The sequence below is a fragment of the Citrobacter sp. RHBSTW-00671 genome, assembly GCF_014103415.1.
In the GTDB taxonomy this organism is placed as follows: domain Bacteria; phylum Pseudomonadota; class Gammaproteobacteria; order Enterobacterales; family Enterobacteriaceae; genus Citrobacter.
Genome location: NZ_JABXPR010000001.1, coordinates 530,891 through 549,447, shown reverse-complemented (window position 1 = coordinate 549,447; position 18,557 = coordinate 530,891). Strand labels below are relative to the sequence as shown.

Genomic DNA, 18,557 nt, shown 5'->3' with positions numbered 1-18,557 from the left:
TGGAAAACACCTGATGGCGCTGCGCTTATCAGGCCTACAAGAAGGTAGGTCGGATAAGGCATGAATGCCGCCATCCGGCAAAGGAGATTACCTTAACGATATACACGTCATCCTTCAAGCGGCCTCTGCCTTGAGCGGATTACTCGAAAAAGACGGTAATTTTGTTAAACATCGAGGGATCAGACTGGTTGCGCGCCACTTTCACCACATCTTCCAGTTTGTCGATCTGGCTTATCATCTGCTCCAGACGCTGGTCGTCATTCACCAATAGCCAGATACGACTCTTATCACTGTCCTGAATCGGTAGACAGAGGATACCTTCCACGTTGAACGCACGGCGGGCAAACAGTCCACAAACGTGGGTCATTACACCCGGGTGATTGCGTACGGTGAGTTCCAGGATTACGTTGTCATGAGTCTGCTGTTGCATGGCTTATTCCCCCACCATTTCAGTGTTTGCCGCACCCGGCGGTACCATCGGGTACACTTTTTCTTCTGCATCAATACGTACGTGGATCAGCGCAGGTCCTGGACGATTAATTATCTCCTGCAGCGCCGCCTGTGGATCCGCTTCATGATTTAAATCGCAGGTTTCGAGACCAAAACCGGCGGCAATCTGCATAAAGTTAATCATCCCCGGATAGGTCGCAGCAAATACGCCTTGTTTATAGAACAGGCTCTGCTGCTGATACACCAGACCCAGCGCTTCGTTATTCATCAGGATGATTTTAATATCCAGCTGATTTTCGCTGGCAGTCGCCATCTCCTGAATATTCATCATCAGGCTGCCGTCGCCGGAGAAGCACAGCACTTTCTTGTCCGGGTTCGCCAGCGCCGCGCCAATCGCTGCAGGCAGACCGAAGCCCATGGTCCCCAGACCACCAGACGTCAGCCACTGACGTGGGCGATTCAGCGGGTAGGCCTGCGCCGCCCACATCTGATGCTGACCCACGTCGGTAGTGATGATGGCGCTGTCATCCACGCAAGCCGCAACGGCGTTAATCAGCCCATAATGGCTGAGCGGATCGCTTTCCTGTGGAATGGTACACGGGAATTCACGCTGCAAATCCGCCACCATGTGATGCCATGCGTCGCGCGACTGCGCCTCAATCAATGGGATCAGCTGTTCCAGCACCTCATTCACATCCGCCTGAATGGCCACGTGCGGCTGTTTGATTTTACCCAGCTCGGCACGATCGATATCCACATGAATAATCTTTGCATTCGGGCAGAACTGCTCGGTTTTACCAATCGCCCGGTCATCAAAACGTGCGCCAAGAACAATTAATAAATCAGCCTCTTGCAGTATAAAGTTGGTGCTGCGTGCGCCGTGCATGCCCAGCATACCTAACGACAGCGGATGCGCTTTTGGCAACATACCCAGCGCCATTAAGGTCATGGTGGTGGGCAGCATTGCTTTTTCCGCCAGCTCACGTACGCGTTCAGGTGCGTTAATCACGCCGCCGCCGAGGTACAACACCGGACGTTGTGCCGCATTAATCATAGCGGCAGCATCGCGAACGCTGTCCGCGCTAAAAGTTGGCGCAGGGGCTTTTTCTGCAGGCTCCGGCATCTCTTCAATGTCAAATACGGCTGTTTGAATGTCCTTAGGTATGTCTATCCACACCGGGCCAGGGCGTCCTGACTGCGCAATGCGGAAGGCATCGCTCATGACCTGCGGTAATTCATTGATATGGCGAACCAGATAATTGTGTTTGGTGATGGGGATAGAGATGCCGTAGGTGTCAACTTCCTGGAAGGCGTCGGTGCCGATCATAGAGGCCGGAACCTGCCCGGTGATACACACCAACGGAATAGAGTCCAGGCGCGCATCGGCGATAGCAGTAACCAGGTTAGTTGCCCCCGGCCCGCTACAGGCCATACACACCGCCGGTTTACCTTCAGTTCGTGCCATCCCCTGGGCGATAAACCCCGCACCCTGCTCGTGGCGCGCCAGGATATGACGGATTTGCGTGCTTTGGCTCAAGGCGTCGTAGACGGGGAGAATTGAGCCGCCAGGAATACCGGTGACTACTTTAATTCCCTGACGTTCCAGGAAATGAACGATGAATTCAGCGCCCGTAAAGCGCGTACGCTTGGATGTGATGCCCGAACTTGCCATGCTCCAGTCCTTTTATTCTGGGCCTTTGCTCCGGGCAGGTCTCTTATACGAAAAACCCCGCCCGGTTTGCGCCGGCGGGGTTTTGGAATCGTGTGTTGTTCCGGACCCTACGGCGCATTGCCGACGACCACCACCACACGCACGACGACCGCTGCGCGAGATGGCGCAGTTTTTAGTAGGGTCGCAGTCAGCATGGAAGGGTTCATTAGGGACCTTGTCTGTTTGTTGGTTAACAGGATTTATACAAACACAGGTTTTTCAGCGTGACAATGGAAAATTTTTCATCTGCGCAAAAATGCGTCAAAGATCACGTTTAGCTGTACGCAATGTAAAAACAAAAAACCCCGCCGGGGCGAGGTTTTTTTTCAGGGTTTGCGGCTGGTAACCGCAGAACGCACTGTGTTACGTCAACGCAAGAAGTATACGCGATCGGCAACGAACGCGCAATTTAAGGCACGGATTTTGACGTTTCTGAGTATGGATCGCTTTGCGGATTTCGTCTACAAAATACTGTTCATACATACAGTATTTATCTATACTGTGAATGTTCGCAGTGCGCGAGGGGGCCGCTGTTTTACCGGCGCATCAAAGTCCTGGCTGAAACGGGTGGTGCCGTCAGCGCCTTAACCCCCGAAGTGAGCACACTGTGTTACGTCAACAATGGTGCTGGCAACAGGCAGCGGCGAGGTACGCCAGCACCGTGCTCCTTGTACCAAAAGGAGAGCGTATGAGCCTCGTGGATATCGCTATTCTTATCCTCAAACTCATCGTTGCAGCACTGCAACTGCTTGATGCTGTTCTGAAGTATATTAAATAGTTCAGATTCAAGTCGCACTTAAGGGGAGCGGGTTATCGCCTGCTCCCCTTTCACCTTCTCCCAGGTGCTTGTGTCGCGCCAATATGTTACGTTTTTATGACATTCTCAGGGAAGAATACCGCTATGACCCTTTCTGTTTTCTGCATTTTACTGTTCGCCGCGCTGCTTCATGCCAGCTGGAACGCCATTGTTAAAGCAGGAAATGACAAGCTGTACTCTGCTATCAGCGTGAGTGGCTCGGCCGCGATGATGGCGCTGATTCTCTTGCCCTTCGCCCCCCAACCCTCTGCCGCCAGCCTGCCGTTTTTGGCGATTTCAACCGCATTACAGGTGGTGTACACCGTACTGGTTGCCAAAACCTATCAGGTTTCAGACATGAGTCAGACCTATCCCATCATGCGCGGCACCGCCCCATTGTTGGTCGCTATCATCAGCGTCCTGTTTCTCGGCGATAGTCTGTCAATGCTGGCCTGGGTGGGGATTGCCACAATCTGCCTGGCAATCCTCGGCATGGCATTTAACGGTCGCAGTAGCTCGCAACGAGGGATCGTTCTGGCGCTCATTAATGCCTGCTTTATTGCCGGCTATACGCTGGTTGATGGCACCGGTGTTCGGCTTTCAGAGACTGCTCTGGGCTACACGCTGTGGACCTTCTTCCTGAACGGCTCCTGCTTGTTGAGCTGGGCGATGATTGCCCGACGCCGCGAAGCCTCCCGCTATCTGGCGCACCAGTGGAAGAAAGGTATTCTTGGCGGTATTGGCACCATGGGCTCTTACGGGCTGGCACTGTGGGCGATGACTCAGGCCCCGCTGGCGGTGGTAGCCGCACTGCGTGAAACATCCATTCTGTTTGGCGCACTGCTCGCCTGGTTGCTGCTAAAAGAGAAAGTCGCCGGAGTCCGCCTTATCGCGGCCGCAGGCATTGCCGCCGGCGCAGTATTGCTACGTTTGTCATAATCGCGCTTTAACCCGATGCAATCCGGCAACATTTGTTGCCGCTATTTGTTTACATTTCCTGCCGTTCATCGTTTAAACATTCCAGTCCACTATCTGGCCTTCTTTTTCTGTTGTGGTAGATTCCACGCGCATTTATGGGAAAGTGCAGCACCTTATTCTTATTTTTTCTTCATTTGAAAAGTAATCAGCGAAATGAAAAGGCATAGAAGCGTCAATTTGTTGTTGATGTTGGTATTACTGGTGGCGGTGGGTCAGATGGCGCAAACCATTTATATCCCCGCGATTGCTGATATGGCGCGTGAACTGAACGTTCGCGAAGGCGCGGTGCAAAGCGTAATGGCTGCCTACCTGCTGACCTACGGCGTGTCACAACTGTTTTACGGCCCGCTTTCCGACCGCGTAGGTCGTCGCCCGGTGATCCTCGCCGGGATGTCTATTTTTATGCTGGCTACGCTGGTCGCCATTACTACCCATAGTCTGACGGTATTGATTATCGCCAGTGCCATTCAGGGTATGGGGACAGGCGTCGGCGGTGTGATGGCGCGAACCCTACCGCGAGACCTGTATGAGGGTACTCAGCTGCGCCACGCGAATAGTTTGTTAAACATGGGTATCCTGGTCAGTCCGCTGCTGGCACCGCTGATTGGCGGTATGCTGGATACGCTGTGGAACTGGCGCGCCTGCTATATTTTCCTGTTGATTCTGTGCGCGGGTGTCACGTTTAGCATGGCGCGCTGGATGCCGGAAACACGGCCTGCTGGCGCGCCACGTCCACGGCTGATTGCCAGCTACAAAACCCTGTTTGGCAACGGTGCATTCACCTGTTACGTGCTGATGCTAATCGGCGGCCTGGCAGGCGTTGCCGTCTTCGAAGCCTGCTCCGGGGTATTGTTGGGCGCACGGCTCGGTTTAAGCAGCATGGTGGTCAGTATCCTGTTTATTCTGCCCATCCCGGCGGCGTTTTTCGGCGCCTGGTTCGCCGGTCGCCCTAACAAGCGATTTTCAACGCTAATGTGGCAGTCGGTTACCTGCTGCCTGGTTGCCGGGTTGATGATGTGGATCCCGGGGCTGTTCGACGTGATGAACGTCTGGACGCTGCTGGTTCCTGCCGCGTTGTTCTTCTTCGGTGCGGGGATGTTGTTCCCACTGGCAACCAGTGGCGCAATGGAACCTTTCCCGTTCCTGGCAGGTACTGCCGGCGCGCTGGTTGGTGGCTTACAGAACATTGGCTCTGGCGTGCTGGCGTGGCTCTCCGCGATGCTACCGCAGACCGGACAAGCCAGCCTCGGGCTGCTGATGACCCTTATGGGGCTGCTGATTTTTGTGTGTTGGCTGCCGCTGGCGTCACGTATGTCGCATCAGGGACAGGCGGTTTAAGCGCATGATGGCCCGGCTTATCGCCGGGCTTTTCACATTCAGGCGCAATCATCGTATTAATCAACGGCTCCAGTGCCGGACGCCAGGCGCCTTCTTCACCATCATAAAACTGCGTATCAGCATTGATTGCATAGGGGATTTTAGCCTTGCGCAGTTCACATGCCATAAACCGTGCAAACGCTGTTTGCGCGGCAGAAGGCGTGTTTTTGATGGTTTCTCCCGGTGACCAGCCCCCCACCCAACTGACGTGCCCCGTTTTCTGTTGCCAGTGAATGGCCGTATTAATACGGGCGCGAATGGCGGCTTTTTCTGCCGCAGTCCCCGACGTCCAGGGGTACTTACCGTTATTTTTTAGCGGCCCCCACGGGAAGATATGCCATTCGGCCAGAACGGTATTCTGGCTTTGCGGCGGTAATTTCAGATTAGGCAAATCTTCCGGTGCCGCCCGCAGTCGCGGCGCAATGAAAATCATCCGCTGCGGGTCGATGGCATGGATGGTGCGAATGGTTTTGTCGTACACCCGATTGAGCGAAGTCTGATTGTGATTAAGCTTATCGGCAGGCTCATAAATCAGGTCAAACCCCAGCAACGGCGAGCTTTGCCCAAAATAATGCGCCACTGCGACCCACCAGTTAACCACCTCTTTTTCGTTACCGCTATTGGGGTCTTTTTTATATTCATCGGCCTGATAAGCAATAATCGGGATCACGCCGTATTGCTCGCAAGCCTCTACCAGCTTGCGCAAATGGATAAGCCTGGCTTCTGTTGGCTCACCCGCCACACGAATACGCACATGAGAGATCCCCTTCGCCTTGAAATCCCGTACCACCAGCGGATCGAACTCGCGGATACCGCGATCGGTGCGCGCCCAGTCTACGTCCATTCCAACCCCAAGCTGCTGCGCATACAGCGCCGCCGTCAGCGCAGGGGGCGCGGCATACACGGTGGCACTGGCTAACAGTAAGAGGGAAACAATCGGCTTTAACACGGTCGTCCTTACGCAAATCATCAGGTGTGATATCACGTATTTAGCATGATTTTTGATACCTGGTGTAGAGAGAAAGCGTAAAAAATATTCGCGGCCCGCTTATTTAACCTGCTCCTGCAGCCAGCCAATAAATGCCTCGATTTTTGGCCACTGCCTGCCGGGTAACGTGGTGATGTAATAGTGTTGATGGCATTTCAGCGCCATATCACCGAAAGGCGCGACCAGTTCCCCGCTGTCGAGGCGCTTTTGTACCAGTCTCTTTCGTCCCATCGCTACGCCGATATGGTTCATTGCCGCAATCACCGCTAAATCTGAACGATCGAAGCCAATACCCGACGATGTCGGCAAATTCACTTCATAATGTTGCGCCCAACTGTGCCATTCATCGGTCCCGGAGTCGTTGCTCCATGCCTGTCTATCGTGCAGCAACGTGCAGTGCGGCAGATTCACTAACGACCCCGTAAGATCATAACGACGGGCATAGTCCGGGCTGCATACCGGCAGGATCTCTTCATCCATCAGGAAATGGTGCGTGAGCTGTGCAGAGGGGGCATCGTCAAAATAAATGGCCAGATCAACCCCGGCACGTTGCAAATTGACGTTGTCGTTCCCGGTCAGGATGGTCAGGGAAATCGACGGGTAACGGCGGGTAAAGTCACCAAGCGCCGGAACCAGCCAGCACTGGGCGATGGAGGGGCGTGAGTACACAGTGAGCGTCCCGGACAGCTCCTGGTTTTTGATATCGAGGATTTCCTGATTCAGCGTATCCAGCGACGATTTCAGCGCCCAGAACACCCGTTTTCCTTCGTGGGTAAGCTCCACTTTGCGGTGCGAGCGCACAAACAGCTGGATGCCCAGTTCCTCTTCCAGTTGATTAATGCGGTGGCTGACGGCGCTGGGACTTAACGACAGTTCGTCTGCTGCCAGCGCAAATGACTGATGCCTGGCCGCCACTTCAAAGGTATACAGCTTCGACAGCTGCCAGCCGTTAAGCAGCCGATTTCTGACCTCGCGCAGGGGATCCATACTCACCTCTTTCATCCTGATTGTTCTTCGCCGGAGTGTAAAAAAACCAGCGCTAAAAATCAGCACAAAGGTGATACAGAGTGAATCATGTCGCATAAAAGCAGCGTAATTAGACGCAAATCACCTATTTGATTCAATCTGGCTCATGTGAGTGGGGATTTATATCGTTTGTCAGACCCTGCCCTATTTTTGTCCAATAACCCCAGGTTAATCACAGGGCAAGGTGAGTTATGCACTCTCAAATCTGGGTTGTGAGTACGCTGCTGATAAGCATCGTATTAATCGTTTTGACCATCGTGAAGTTCAAATTCCACCCGTTTCTGGCACTGCTGTTAGCCAGCTTCTTCGTGGGTACGATGATGGGCATGGGACCGCTGGATATGGTCAACGCCATTGAGAGTGGCATCGGCGGTACGCTGGGATTTCTCGCTGCCGTTATCGGTCTTGGTACCATTCTCGGCAAAATGATGGAAGTGTCCGGCGCAGCTGAACGCATTGGCCTGACGCTGCAGCGCTGCCGCTGGCTTTCTGCCGACGTCATTATGGTGCTGGTCGGGCTGATTTGCGGGATCACGCTGTTCGTTGAAGTGGGCGTGGTGTTATTGATTCCGCTGGCATTCTCTATCGCTAAAAAAACCAATACCTCACTGCTGAAGCTGGCGATCCCGCTGTGTACAGCGCTGATGGCGGTGCACTGCGTCGTCCCACCGCATCCGGCGGCCCTGTTCGTGGCCAACAAGCTGGGTGCCGATATTGGTACAGTGATCGTTTACGGTTTACTGGTTGGCTTGATGGCCTCGCTAATCGGCGGACCGCTGTACCTGAAATTCCTCGGCAACCGTCTGCCGTTTAAACCGGTTCCGGCTGAGTTTTCCGACCTGAAGGTTCGCGACGAAAGTACACAGCCATCGCTCGGCGCAACGCTGTTTACCGTGCTGCTGCCGATTGGCCTGATGCTGATGAAGACCGTCGCTGAGCTGAATATGGCGAAAGGCAGCGCGGTTTATACGCTGCTGGAGTTTATTGGTAACCCAATCACCGCGATGTTTATCGCCGTTTTCGTGGCCTATTACATTCTCGGTCTACGCCAGCATATCGGCATGGGTGCACTGTTGACCCATACTGAAAATGGCTTTGGCTCGATTGCCAACATTCTGCTGATTATCGGCGCAGGCGGCGCATTCAACGCTATCCTGAAAAGCAGTGGGCTGGCGGATACTCTCGCGCAGATCCTCTCGAACATGCATATGCACCCGATTCTGCTGGCCTGGCTGGTGGCGTTAATCCTGCACGCCGCTGTCGGTTCCGCTACGGTGGCAATGATGGGCGCGACGGCAATCGTGGCACCGATGCTACCGCTCTACCCGAACGTCAGCCCGGAGATCATCGCTATTGCCATCGGTTCCGGCGCCATTGGCTGCACAATCGTCACCGATTCCCTCTTCTGGCTGGTGAAGCAATACTGCGGCGCTACCCTGAATGAGACGTTTAAATACTATACGACCGCGACATTTATCGCGTCGGTGATTGCACTGGCGTGCACATTCCTGCTTTCCTTTATCATCTAAGCGCAAAGAGACGTCCTATGGAAAACATGCAAAAACTTATCGCCCAGTACCCGTTAGTGGAGGATCTGGTCGCACTGAAAGAAACGACCTGGTTTAACCCGGGCACCACCTCTCTTGCGGAAGGTTTACCTTATGTTGGCCTGACGGAAGATGACGTTCAGGATGCTCACGCCCGTCTGGCGCGCTTTGCGCCGTACCTGGCGAAAGCCTTCCCGGAAACGGCGGCGACCGGCGGCATTATCGAGTCTGAGCTGGCCGCCATTCCCGCCATGCAGAAGCGGCTGGAAAAAGAGTACGGACAGCCTATCAACGGCGAAATTCTGCTGAAGAAAGACAGCCACCTGCCGATTTCTGGCTCGATTAAAGCCCGTGGCGGTATTTATGAAGTGCTGACCCACGCCGAAAAACTGGCGCTGGAAGCGGGTCTGCTGACCACGAAAGATGATTACAGCGTGCTGCTTTCACCTGAATTCAAACAGTTCTTTAGCCAGTACAGCATCGCGGTAGGTTCCACCGGCAACCTGGGGATGTCTATCGGCATCATGAGCGCCCGCATCGGCTTTAAGGTGACGGTACACATGTCTGCCGACGCGCGCGCATGGAAAAAAGCCAAACTACGCAGCCACGGCGTGACGGTTGTCGAGTATGAAGAAGATTACGGTGTGGCAGTTGAACAAGGACGTAAGGCGGCAGAGTCCGATCCGAACTGTTTCTTTATCGATGATGAAAACTCCCGCACGCTGTTCTTAGGCTATGCGGTGGCCGGACAGCGCCTGAAGGCGCAGTTTGCCCAGCAGGGTCGCGTGGTGGATGCCGATCATCCGCTGTTTGTTTACCTGCCTTGCGGCGTCGGCGGCGGCCCTGGCGGGGTGGCGTTTGGCCTGAAGCTGGCGTTTGGCGATAACGTTCACTGCTTCTTCGCAGAACCGACTCATTCACCGTGCATGCTGTTGGGAATTTACACCGGACTGCACGATACCATTTCCGTGCAGGATATCGGCATCGACAACCTGACGGCGGCAGATGGGCTGGCAGTCGGTCGCGCATCGGGCTTTGTAGGCCGGGCGATGGAACGTCTGCTCGACGGTCTGTACACGCTGGAAGACCAGACCATGTATGACATGCTGGGCTGGCTGGCGCAGGAGGAAGGTATTCGTCTTGAGCCGTCAGCACTGGCTGGCATGGCTGGCCCGCAGCACATTTGTGCCTCCGCTGATTACCAGCAGATGCATGGATTCAGCGCAGAACAGCTCAATAACGCCACTCATCTGGTATGGGCAACCGGCGGCGGTATGGTGCCGGAGACCGAAATGGCGCAATACCTGGCAAAAGGACGCTAACCCCCGCTGATCTCAACGCAGCATCGCCATCAGCTCCATCGGTGAGCGATGCTGTTTAATCAGATCGCGCATGACGCGCATATGGGGTGATGAGTGTTCAAAGAAGGCCTGATATCCCGCACACAGCACATTTTCCCCGTGAGTATCCCCATGCACCGGACAATCACCACGGTAAAATTGCGATAAGGAACATGACCGGCAACGCACGCTCTGCGGTGAGGTCAATTGCCGTTCAATTTGCACCGCCAGACCGCACCATCGACGCAGCGTTTTATCAAAAAGCTGAATAGATACCCGATTAATATCTTCACGAACCCAGATATCAAATATCGTATTTAAAAACTGTCCCCACCCTTCTGGTGTGACAGATTCAGCCGTCAGGTTGCCTGCTTCATCGCGCTTAATCAGGGGGATAAACTGGACGAGACGAACATCGCCCTGTCGTAAATCACGGTACAATCCAATAGGTTGTAAACTCTTCTGGTGATCAATCACCACCTTTAAAACCCCCTCACTAACATCCATGTCCTCACATACTGTCATGCAAAATTCCCGATATATACGATAAGTTGGCGAACGTGTGTTACAGCAAACAGTATTGCAAGGGATAACACCGCGAGGGAGATCATAAATTTGTCACGCACCGCACGAGATTCAGAAAAATCGCTATGCGTAACATCCATCAGGTTACGGCTGCGGGTGTAGCGCCAGAGAATAATCGCCACAATTGCCAGCACAGCTATCGAAACCCAGAATAACGCTCCCGCCTGATGCCAGTTATGCTTAATCGCCAGCGCCATCAGTGCGCCATAGCCTAGCAACGTACGAAACCAGGCCAGCGATGTCCGTTCCGGTTGTAGACCAGGGTCGGACTGGCGACGAGCCTTACGACTATCCGGCATACAGCACCAGCGCCATAACAATCACCGCCACAAGCGTCAGCATGACGCTGATAATCAGCAGGCTGTTGGTGTACGGCATGTCCTCTTTCAGACGCATCGCCTTTTCATTTCGCAACCAGCGCAGATAACCGTAAATCGCCAGACCACCCGCAAACAGACACAGCAACAAAGCAAGTGCCTCACGGATGACCGGCGTAGCAAAGTCCGGGGCCAGTTGATCAAGACCAACGCCTGCCGCCAGAAAACCCAGCGCAGTGCGGATCCACGCCAGAAACGTACGCTCATTTGCCAGCGAGAAGCGGTAATCCGGCGCTTCCCCAAGGCGGGAAATCTTCATGACGACTCCTTCAATATTGTCGTCTGGTCGTTATACCGGAACAGTGAAGAAGTATGAACCTGATTCGCCAACGAAAAGGAGCGTAATGTGATGAGGCAATGGAAAAGAGAGATGTGCTTGGTAATGGCGACTGGCGTCTTATCCGGCCTACAGTGAACGATGTAGGTCGGATAAGCGCAGCGCATCAGGCACTCCTGGATATGCTGGCTGGACAGGTCAGTTTTAACCTAATCCCCAGAAGAGCACCGCCAGCAGTTGCGGGGTAATAATGCGCAGGAACATCACCAACGGATAAACGGTGGCGTAGGAGAGCGCTGCTGCGCCACTGGTGGCATGCAGGTTGTTAGCAAATGCCAGCGCAGGAGGGTCCGTCATCGACCCTGCCAGCATGCCGCACAGCGTAAGATAATTCATTTTGGCAAAGATACGTGCCAGCAAACCGACAGTAATCAGCGGAATGGCGGTAATGAAAATACCGTAGCCCACCCAGCTCAAACCATCGCCCTGCGTCAGCGTATTCACAAAATCGCCGCCGGATTTCAGACCAACCACCGCGAGAAAGAGCACAATACCTAGCTCACGCAACGCCAGGTTCGCGCTGGGAGGCATAAACCAGTACAGCTTACCGATACTGCCAATACGCCCCAAAATCAGCGCCATAATCAGTGGTCCACCGGCCAACCCCAGTTTTAATGCCACCGGGAAACCGGGGATAAACAGCGGGATTGAACCCAACAACACCCCCAGCCCGATCCCGATAAACACCGGCAACATCTGCACCTGCTGCAGTTTTTGCTGTGCGTTACCCACAACATTGGCAACAGCATCAATCGACGAAGGTCGCCCCACCAGATTCAGGATATCGCCAAATTGCAGGCTGGCATCGCTGCTGGCGACCAGCTCAACGCCCGCGCGGTTCAGACGGGAAATCACCACGTCGTAACGTTCTTTAAAGTGCAGATCACGGATCCGCTTGCCAAGCACCTGTTCGTTGGTCACAACGACACGTTCAACGCGCAAATCCGTGCCCCGCGTTGACAGTGAAGTGTCCACTTCCTGCCCAATCACCACCTTCGCATTATGCAGATCGCCAGGCTGTCCGACCAGATGGAGCAGATCGCCCATCTGGATAATCGTCCCCGGCGACGGCACCATTAACGTTTCATCTCGCTTCAGGCGTGAACAGATGATTTTGTCGCTATTCAGAATGGGGACATCCTGAATCGCCATATTGTTGAGGTTCGGGTTTTCCACACGAATGTTCATCGTCTGAATCAGCGTATGACCGTTGGTCAGCGTTGATTCATGCTGCTGAGCTTCGGACTCAACGTTCACGCGGAAAATGAGGCGCATCAGCCACATGGTGAGCAAAATACCGCAAATACCGAAAGGATAAGCCATGGCATAGCTCATCCCCATCTGATCGACCACATCTCCCGGCGTACCCAGATCGCGCAGAATTTGCTGCCCGGCACCCAGTGCGGGCGTATTGGTGACCGCGCCGGAGAAGATCCCCAGCACCACGGGCAGCGGAATCGCGAAGATCTTATGCAAAAGCGCGGTGACCAGTCCCCCGATAATCACGATCAGCACTGCAAACAGGTTCAGACGCAGTCCCGAAACACGCAGTGAGGCAAAGAAACCCGGCCCGACCTGGATGCCGATGGTGTAGACGAAGAGTATCAGGCCAAATTCCTGAATAAAATGCAGCATATCGCCGCTCAGGGTCATCCCTGCCTGATCGACAAAGTGTCCGACGATGATACCGCCGAACAGCACGCCTCCGATGCCAAAACCAACGCCCCGTACTTTAATGTTGCCGATCCATAACCCGACAACCGCCACCAATGCCAGAACGCTGACCGTCAATGCTATATCACTCATTCTTCTGTTCCCTGTGAATAACATCATTAAGTAAATGGATTCTCGCAGAGTACAGGCGCAATGTATGGGTGGTAAAGCACAAAAAAGCCCCGTCATTTCTGGCGGGGCAAAGGCTTGGAGCTATTTAGCTATTTAATGCGGGACGTTCGCTGATGGCGATACGTTGTGGAGCAATGGTTTCAGGCTCATTACGGGTCAAATCAATATGCAGCAAGCCATTGGTGAAGCTTGCGCCGGAGACTTCCATATTTTCAGCCAGCGTAAAGCTCAGGCTGAATGATTGAGTGACCAGCCCCTGATGCAACCATTTGGTCTCTTTTTCCGGCTGCTGCGGCGTACCTTTTACGGTCAGACGCGTGCCTTCCAGTTGAATATCCAAATCTTCCTGGCGGAAACCGGCTAACGCAAGGGTAATGCGGTAGTGGTTATCATCGCTCTTTTCGATGTTATAGGGTGGGAAGCTTTGGCTTTCACCGGCGTTTTGTAATGCATTGGCCAGTTTGTCAAAACCGATCCATTGACGCAGCAGTGGGGATAAATCGTAGTTACGCATAATATTCTCCTTCTAAGAAGCGAGTAAGTACCTTTCGGCTCCCTGACGGCAAGCCTGTGCTTAGCAGGGCCGCGCAAGCGGCCCGACAGATAAATTAGTTGATTTCGATGCGGCGCGGTTTGTTCGCTTCAGGGATCACGCGCTCAAGCTCGATATACAGCAGACCGTTTACCAGGTTTGCGCCGCGAACGTGGATGTTCTCCGCTAACTGGAACTTGCGTTCGAAGTTGCGTTCGGCAATACCCTGATACAGGTAAGTACGTTCTTTTTGCTCGTCCGCATGCGCGCCTTTCACCACCAGCAAATTATCCTGCGCGGTAATTTCCAGCTCGCTTTCAGCAAAGCCCGCAACGGCAATTGCAATGCGGTAGTGGTTTTCGTCTACCAGCTCAACGTTGTACGGAGGGTAGCCACCATTGCTTTGGCCCTGGTTGTTTTCCAACAGGTTAAACAGACGATCAAATCCAATAGCAGAACGGTATAGCGGGGATAAATCAAAGTTACGCATAATCAATAGCTCCTGAAATCAGCGAGAATGTTGGACCTTCCATCTTGGACAGGTCAGGTAGCCAGGACACCCATCAGGCATGCCCTTCATTTGTCTACATCCTAAAAGTGGGTCTTAATACAAACTTTTCAAGCGTACTCCTCTGACTTTTTTTGCAGTTTGTTGTCTATTGCATACACTGGGGGGAGCAGTCGTTATCGTTAAATCGCGATTGCCGCCACAGTGCGACAAGATGGTGATGTTATTTTCGCAACGGATCGCTTTAACTCACCATGCAAACACGATGATTAGCAGATGAAATAATGATGATAAAAAAAATGGTGTTAACACTGATGATGTGCAGCGGGATGGTTTTTATCAGCGGCTGCTCCAGCGTGATGTCACATACCGGAGGGAAAGAAGGGACCTATCCAGGCACCCGTGCCAGCGCCACAATGATTGGCGATAGCGATACGAACTGGGGAACAAAGTCGTTGGCTATTCTGGATATGCCTTTTACTGCGGTTCTGGATACGGTACTGCTCCCGTGGGATCTCTTTCGCAAAGATAACTCGGTCCGATCTCGCGTAGAAAAGAGCGAGGAGAAAACGCAAGCCACCAACGCCGTTATCCCCCCAGCTCAAATGCCTGCGCCTTAAGTTAACGTCCGGTTTCTGTCACCCATAGCTGGCGGAAACCGTCGACGTCTTCCATCCATGCAACCTGTCGGCCATCAGGAGAAAAGACAATCGCGTCTGCTGAAGGTGGGTTGCCATGGCTGGTCGTTAAAAATTCAATCTCTCCCGTCTGCGCATCGCAGCAGGCAATTCGGTTTTCCAGCACAAATCCCAGCCATCGCCCCGACGGATGCCAGTTAAATGCCGACTGAATATCCGTGGCGCTCCGGGTTAGTTGACGCGGCTCCCCCCCTTGCACGGTAATGAGCCATAACTGCACGATACCGTTGTCATCACGCATCAGAAACGCAATTTCGGCTGCCTGTGGATTGCTGCGTACCCAGTGGCGCGGTTGATTCACCAGCCCCGGGAAGGCGCGATCGTGAGTAAACGTCAGGCGGCGCTGAACGATGCCGGCTGGTGGCGCAGGCATTGTTGCTTCCGTTCCCTCCAGAGGCGCATCGCCAGGCTGTTTCCAGCCGCTTTCATGGCGTGGCAAATCAACGATAAACAGTTCCGGTACTTTTTCGCCACTGGCAGACAACGTATCGCCGATAAAGGCCAGCGTATGATTTCCTACCCAACCTTCTTCATAAGCACGGTTAATCTCATCGCTGCCCGGTTTGGGTTCCGGCGTAGTCTGACTGACCAGCACACACCAGTGGCTACCGCTGTACTCACGCGGGTGATCTGCTGACACAGTCACCGGGCCATAGGGAACCGCCACGCCAACGTTACGTAAATCCAGTGCCGGAGAACGCTCATGCAGCACATGGTCGTTGTAGGTGAAGCTCACAAACTCACCGTTCGGACTAAAGACATGCACATGACTACCGCCACGCAGCGCGCCTGGGGTATACGGCGCGGTAATATCCATCGCATCCAGATTCGCCACTGCGGTCTGGGTCGCAATCACACCACGGCGATGATGAAAATCGTAATGCCATGTTTCATCAGGGTTTTCTGGCCCATGAATAAAGATATACTGCTCAGACTTAGGATGAACGGTCACCACGCCGACATGTGCGCCTTGTGTAGCACGGTAAATGACGTCAACCTCGCCGTCCTGCACATTCACTCGCTCAATAGTTTCACCCGTAAATGACGCACCGGAAGGGCGCACGTCATAGACCAGCCACTGGCTGTCCGGTGTCCAGGTGTTGATATTGGTAAGCTGATGATTACGCGCTGCAAAAGTGATTTGTTTCATGGCGGTGTCCCGGACAAAAAATACCGCTCCTTTTTACCACGCACAGCGCGTATCCCATAAGCCTTTAGCGGGCCGCAAGCGCATCAGCTTGCTGAGCGTTCACCGCCAAAGCGGGGAAGTCCTCGAACGTATAGTAACGAATGGGCGACGGTAACCGCTCCATTGCGGTACCCGGCCACAGTTGCAACTCTCCGACAGCATTGAGATCAACGCCCTGCCAGTGGTGCGGCAGCGCCAGTCGCTGCAGAACAGCCTGCTCGCCGGGCACGCGTGTCGGCAAACGATTATCCCCCACCTGATAGTTACGCCGCAGCACCAGATACTTTTCCGGCACCCGACGCCGGCTGTTCCACCAGCGGCCGTCCAGCATATCGAAATGGAAACGGGTGAGTTCCGGCGACTGAGCGCCAAGATGGACCAGTGCCTGGCGAAGTGCCGTTCCCATCGCCACCTCGTATACCCCCTGAGAAACTGTTTGTCCCTCCAGAATCAGTGACACCGCCAGGCGGGCACCAAGCAGGTTAGAGTAAAGATCTTCTGGCGAAAAAGCAGAAACACCTTCAGAAAATCCGGGAACAGACTCAAAACCGTACCATTGCGCAATTTCATGCCACTCCGCGACCTGAAACGCCAGATGAGCGGCCAGCCAGGCTGTCAGCGTGTAACGCGCGACAGGATCGGTTGGTGGTGTAAAGGCATTAAACACTAACCGACGCTGAGCCAGTTCGCTATCCAGATCGAGCGTAAACGCCAGCCCCAGTTTCGGCAGGATCTGACTAAAGATATAGACCGTCATATCAGCGGTATCACGCACGTGGGCGGTATCAATAAAGCCACCGTGCGCGGTGTAGAGAATGCCGTTATTTTCACGGCTTAAGCCGGTCAGGTTTTCCAGCCCGGCCAGCATGCTATCGTTGTACTGATGCAATCCAAGGTGGCCCACCTGGACCACGTTATCCAGCTGATAAAACGGTACCTGCATGCCCAGCAATTGTGCATGCAGGTTGTAGCCAAATGCACAGCAAGGACGTAACCCTTTAGGCAGTGGCTGTGGCGGCATAGCAGGCCACGCGGTGGTCGCCCTCGCTGTTGCCTGCGGAGCCAGATCTAATGCCAGCGGTAGTACCGCCCCAGCGCGGCCTGCGAGAAGTAATGCCAGTAACGACATGATTTTCAGCAACCTACTCAAAATGCCTCTCCGACCTGAAAATAGAAACCGCTGCTGCCTTTACCGATGCCGTAATCCAGGCGTATGTTGACGCGCGGCTTGAATTCAAAGCGATAACCGACTCCTGCCGAGGGCAGCCAGCGTCCGTCGTCCAGCGCACTAAATGATGGCCCCATGGTACCCGCGCCCAGCCAACCGACCACGCCGTGCCGCCAATCGAGCTTGCGGCGATACTCAAGTTGTCCGCTGACGACATTCTTATCCCGATAGCGCCCTTCGTAATAACCGCGCATGCGTTGATTGCTACCGAGCAGCGGCATCATGTTCCACGGCACTGCTCCCTGGGTAAACGTGCCATCCGCCTCCCATGCCAGCACGTTTTTATCGTCCAGCGAGTGGTAACGACTGTAATGCAACTGGTATTCATCAAACCGGGTATCACTCCCCACCTCCGGAGTAAAGCGGGTGTAGCGCACGTCGGCATACTGCCCTTTACGCGGATTAGGGACGAAATCACGATCGTCCCAGCTCAGTTCCACGCGACTACCGGAACTGAGAACCGATGCCCCCTGCGGCGTATTGTCAATTTTCGGCGGATCGTTGTCGTCCATTTGCGCAGCATGCAGGGTATTTAGCGCCCAGCCGAGCCCCAGATAGATGTTAGGTGCTAACCGCCGGTATAGCGTTGGACGCAAATCCAGGACCTGAGCGGTATATTGCTGTTTTTGGCTGTCTTTATCTCCGGCACTAAAACCCTGTCCCCAGTACCAGGTTGGGGTATCTGTTAATGCGCCATTAAGAAAGAAACGCCAGCGATCGTCGGCGAAAAAAGCATAATTTTGCATTGTGATGCCAAAAGCCCCCGTTGAGCTAAAGTAACCGCTCAGCGTCAGCGTCGAGTTTTGACTCACCATATCGTTCGGATCGGGTCGATACATCCCCACCACCGCCGTCCCGATCCCCAGCCCCAGTTCCGGGGTATAAAACGGCCCAGGCATCACTCCCCAGTCGATACCTTTACTGGCGTTAAAGTTATCGCTGGCACCCAGTTTATTCAGCCAGCCGTCAACCTCGTTGCGGGTCGGCAGCGCCGACTGAACGTATCCGGCAAACAGGCAGAAAAACAGAAGCAGGCCGATGCGCG

General features: G+C 54.0%; 20 protein-coding genes and 1 other annotated feature. Of the genes, 6 read left to right on the top strand and 14 right to left on the bottom strand.

The features are described from left to right. Positions 1 to 139 precede the first annotated feature (139 nt). From ilvN to ivbL, 3 genes are all read right to left on the bottom strand, one after another. Entirely contained in the window at positions 140 to 430 is a 291-nt protein-coding gene (gene ilvN, locus HV261_RS02625) for an acetolactate synthase small subunit (RefSeq protein ID WP_003023914.1), read from the bottom strand. A 3-nt stretch (positions 431 to 433) separates the two neighbouring features. Continuing rightward, entirely contained in the window at positions 434 to 2,122 is a 1,689-nt protein-coding gene (gene ilvB, locus HV261_RS02620) for an acetolactate synthase large subunit (RefSeq protein WP_202037356.1), read from the bottom strand. Positions 2,123 to 2,229: 107 nt separating this feature from the next. Further along, on the bottom strand, positions 2,230 to 2,328 hold the full coding sequence (ivbL, locus tag HV261_RS02615) for an ilvB operon leader peptide IvbL (RefSeq protein WP_003827118.1): 99 nt from the start codon (positions 2,326 to 2,328) through the stop codon (positions 2,230 to 2,232). 521 nt (positions 2,329 to 2,849) lie between these two features. On the opposite strand from ivbL, the gene tisB reads away from it, so the two are divergent. The 3 genes from tisB (at position 2,850) to emrD (ending at position 5,273) form a co-directional block, all read left to right on the top strand. After that, complete coding sequence (gene tisB, locus HV261_RS02610) at positions 2,850 to 2,939, top strand: type I toxin-antitoxin system toxin TisB (protein ID WP_003840643.1); 90 nt, start codon at positions 2,850 to 2,852, stop codon at positions 2,937 to 2,939. Positions 2,940 to 3,062: 123 nt separating this feature from the next. Then, the gene (locus HV261_RS02605) at positions 3,063 to 3,896 is read left to right on the top strand and encodes an EamA family transporter (RefSeq protein WP_202037355.1); all 834 of its coding nucleotides are present in this window, start codon (positions 3,063 to 3,065) and stop codon (positions 3,894 to 3,896) included. Positions 3,897 to 4,088: 192 nt separating this feature from the next. Beyond that, complete coding sequence (gene emrD / locus HV261_RS02600) at positions 4,089 to 5,273, top strand: multidrug efflux MFS transporter EmrD (protein WP_137382177.1); 1,185 nt, start codon at positions 4,089 to 4,091, stop codon at positions 5,271 to 5,273. Here the strand turns inward: emrD and HV261_RS02595 are convergent. Together HV261_RS02595 and dsdC are read right to left on the bottom strand one after the other, a co-directional pair. Then, complete coding sequence (locus HV261_RS02595; protein ID WP_202037354.1) at positions 5,200 to 6,282, bottom strand: cellulase family glycosylhydrolase; 1,083 nt, start codon at positions 6,280 to 6,282, stop codon at positions 5,200 to 5,202. The two genes, emrD and HV261_RS02595, sit on opposite strands and share 74 nt — an antisense overlap. Positions 6,283 to 6,360: 78 nt before the next feature. After that, positions 6,361 to 7,287 carry a DNA-binding transcriptional regulator DsdC gene (gene dsdC / locus HV261_RS02590; RefSeq protein ID WP_202039649.1) on the bottom strand — a complete coding sequence of 309 codons (927 nt, stop codon included), beginning with the start codon at positions 7,285 to 7,287 and terminating at the stop codon, positions 6,361 to 6,363. A gap of 230 nt (positions 7,288 to 7,517) precedes the next feature. On the opposite strand from dsdC, the gene dsdX reads away from it, so the two are divergent. Continuing rightward, positions 7,518 to 8,855, top strand: a complete 1,338-nt coding sequence (gene dsdX, locus HV261_RS02585; protein WP_202037353.1) for a D-serine transporter DsdX — start codon at positions 7,518 to 7,520, stop codon at positions 8,853 to 8,855. 17 nt (positions 8,856 to 8,872) lie between these two features. Next, entirely contained in the window at positions 8,873 to 10,195 is a 1,323-nt protein-coding gene (gene dsdA, locus HV261_RS02580; RefSeq protein WP_202037352.1) for a D-serine ammonia-lyase, read from the top strand. A gap of 12 nt (positions 10,196 to 10,207) precedes the next feature. On the opposite strand, the gene HV261_RS02575 is transcribed toward dsdA, so the two are convergent. From HV261_RS02575 to ibpA, 6 genes are all read right to left on the bottom strand, one after another. Further along, complete coding sequence (locus HV261_RS02575; RefSeq protein WP_202037351.1) at positions 10,208 to 10,738, bottom strand: radical SAM protein; 531 nt, start codon at positions 10,736 to 10,738, stop codon at positions 10,208 to 10,210. Then, the gene (locus HV261_RS02570) at positions 10,735 to 11,097 is read right to left on the bottom strand and encodes a DUF202 domain-containing protein (protein ID WP_137382181.1); all 363 of its coding nucleotides are present in this window, start codon (positions 11,095 to 11,097) and stop codon (positions 10,735 to 10,737) included. Before HV261_RS02570 ends, HV261_RS02575 begins: the two co-directional genes overlap by 4 nt. Continuing rightward, on the bottom strand, positions 11,087 to 11,434 hold the full coding sequence (locus HV261_RS02565) for a YidH family protein (protein WP_005121491.1): 348 nt from the start codon (positions 11,432 to 11,434) through the stop codon (positions 11,087 to 11,089). The genes HV261_RS02570 and HV261_RS02565 overlap by 11 nt, the downstream gene beginning before the upstream one ends. Positions 11,435 to 11,656: 222 nt before the next feature. Further along, positions 11,657 to 13,318 (bottom strand): putative transporter, encoded by a 1,662-nt coding sequence (locus HV261_RS02560; RefSeq protein ID WP_137382182.1) that lies wholly within the window; start codon positions 13,316 to 13,318, stop codon positions 11,657 to 11,659. A gap of 124 nt (positions 13,319 to 13,442) precedes the next feature. Next, positions 13,443 to 13,871, bottom strand: coding sequence for a small heat shock chaperone IbpB (gene ibpB, locus HV261_RS02555; protein ID WP_005121488.1), 429 nt, complete (start codon positions 13,869 to 13,871; stop codon positions 13,443 to 13,445). A 94-nt stretch (positions 13,872 to 13,965) separates the two neighbouring features. Next, a complete protein-coding gene (gene ibpA / locus HV261_RS02550; protein WP_040231504.1) occupies positions 13,966 to 14,379 on the bottom strand; it encodes a small heat shock chaperone IbpA in 414 nt (137 codons plus the stop codon). Next, positions 14,373 to 14,445: a sequence feature (ROSE (Repression Of Heat Shock gene Expression) occurs in the 5'-region of heat shock genes and acts as an RNA thermometer to modulate expression.), on the bottom strand. (Overlaps the previous gene by 7 nt.) A 239-nt stretch (positions 14,446 to 14,684) precedes the next feature. Between ibpA and HV261_RS02545 the strand changes: the two genes are divergently transcribed. Then, on the top strand, positions 14,685 to 15,017 hold the full coding sequence (locus tag HV261_RS02545) for a YceK/YidQ family lipoprotein (protein ID WP_170974358.1): 333 nt from the start codon (positions 14,685 to 14,687) through the stop codon (positions 15,015 to 15,017). Between the two features lies 1 nt (position 15,018). On the opposite strand, the gene HV261_RS02540 is transcribed toward HV261_RS02545, so the two are convergent. From HV261_RS02540 to HV261_RS02530, 3 genes are all read right to left on the bottom strand, one after another. After that, entirely contained in the window at positions 15,019 to 16,245 is a 1,227-nt protein-coding gene (locus HV261_RS02540; protein WP_202037350.1) for a YidR family protein, read from the bottom strand. Between the two features lie 64 nt (positions 16,246 to 16,309). Beyond that, entirely contained in the window at positions 16,310 to 17,434 is a 1,125-nt protein-coding gene (locus HV261_RS02535; RefSeq protein ID WP_202037349.1) for a DUF4056 domain-containing protein, read from the bottom strand. Further along, positions 17,431 to 18,552, bottom strand: coding sequence for a BamA/TamA family outer membrane protein (locus tag HV261_RS02530; protein WP_326929172.1), 1,122 nt, complete (start codon positions 18,550 to 18,552; stop codon positions 17,431 to 17,433). The genes HV261_RS02535 and HV261_RS02530 overlap by 4 nt, the downstream gene beginning before the upstream one ends. Between the last annotated feature and the right edge of the window lie 5 nt (positions 18,553 to 18,557).

Bases quoted from the DNA above. Each gene is read 5' to 3' on its own strand.
- tisB (WP_003840643.1), top strand. From the start codon at position 2,850: ATGAGCCTCGTGGATATCGCTATTCTTATCCTCAAACTCATCGTTGCA.
- HV261_RS02575 (WP_202037351.1), bottom strand. From the start codon at position 10,738: ATGACAGTATGTGAGGACATGGATGTTAGTGAGGGGGTTTTAAAGGTG.
- ilvB (WP_202037356.1), bottom strand. From the start codon at position 2,122: ATGGCAAGTTCGGGCATCACATCCAAGCGTACGCGCTTTACGGGCGCT.
- ibpB (WP_005121488.1), bottom strand. From the start codon at position 13,871: ATGCGTAACTACGATTTATCCCCACTGCTGCGTCAATGGATCGGTTTT.
- HV261_RS02595 (WP_202037354.1), bottom strand. From the start codon at position 6,282: ATGATTTGCGTAAGGACGACCGTGTTAAAGCCGATTGTTTCCCTCTTA.
- HV261_RS02570 (WP_137382181.1), bottom strand. From the start codon at position 11,097: ATGCCGGATAGTCGTAAGGCTCGTCGCCAGTCCGACCCTGGTCTACAA.
- emrD (WP_137382177.1), top strand. From the start codon at position 4,089: ATGAAAAGGCATAGAAGCGTCAATTTGTTGTTGATGTTGGTATTACTG.
- HV261_RS02605 (WP_202037355.1), top strand. From the start codon at position 3,063: ATGACCCTTTCTGTTTTCTGCATTTTACTGTTCGCCGCGCTGCTTCAT.
- dsdC (WP_202039649.1), bottom strand. From the start codon at position 7,287: ATGGATCCCCTGCGCGAGGTCAGAAATCGGCTGCTTAACGGCTGGCAG.
- ibpA (WP_040231504.1), bottom strand. From the start codon at position 14,379: ATGCGTAACTTTGATTTATCCCCGCTATACCGTTCTGCTATTGGATTT.
- HV261_RS02545 (WP_170974358.1), top strand. From the start codon at position 14,685: ATGATAAAAAAAATGGTGTTAACACTGATGATGTGCAGCGGGATGGTT.
- HV261_RS02560 (WP_137382182.1), bottom strand. From the start codon at position 13,318: ATGAGTGATATAGCATTGACGGTCAGCGTTCTGGCATTGGTGGCGGTT.
- dsdX (WP_202037353.1), top strand. From the start codon at position 7,518: ATGCACTCTCAAATCTGGGTTGTGAGTACGCTGCTGATAAGCATCGTA.
- HV261_RS02565 (WP_005121491.1), bottom strand. From the start codon at position 11,434: ATGAAGATTTCCCGCCTTGGGGAAGCGCCGGATTACCGCTTCTCGCTG.
- ilvN (WP_003023914.1), bottom strand. From the start codon at position 430: ATGCAACAGCAGACTCATGACAACGTAATCCTGGAACTCACCGTACGC.
- ivbL (WP_003827118.1), bottom strand. From the start codon at position 2,328: ATGAACCCTTCCATGCTGACTGCGACCCTACTAAAAACTGCGCCATCT.
- dsdA (WP_202037352.1), top strand. From the start codon at position 8,873: ATGGAAAACATGCAAAAACTTATCGCCCAGTACCCGTTAGTGGAGGAT.
- HV261_RS02540 (WP_202037350.1), bottom strand. From the start codon at position 16,245: ATGAAACAAATCACTTTTGCAGCGCGTAATCATCAGCTTACCAATATC.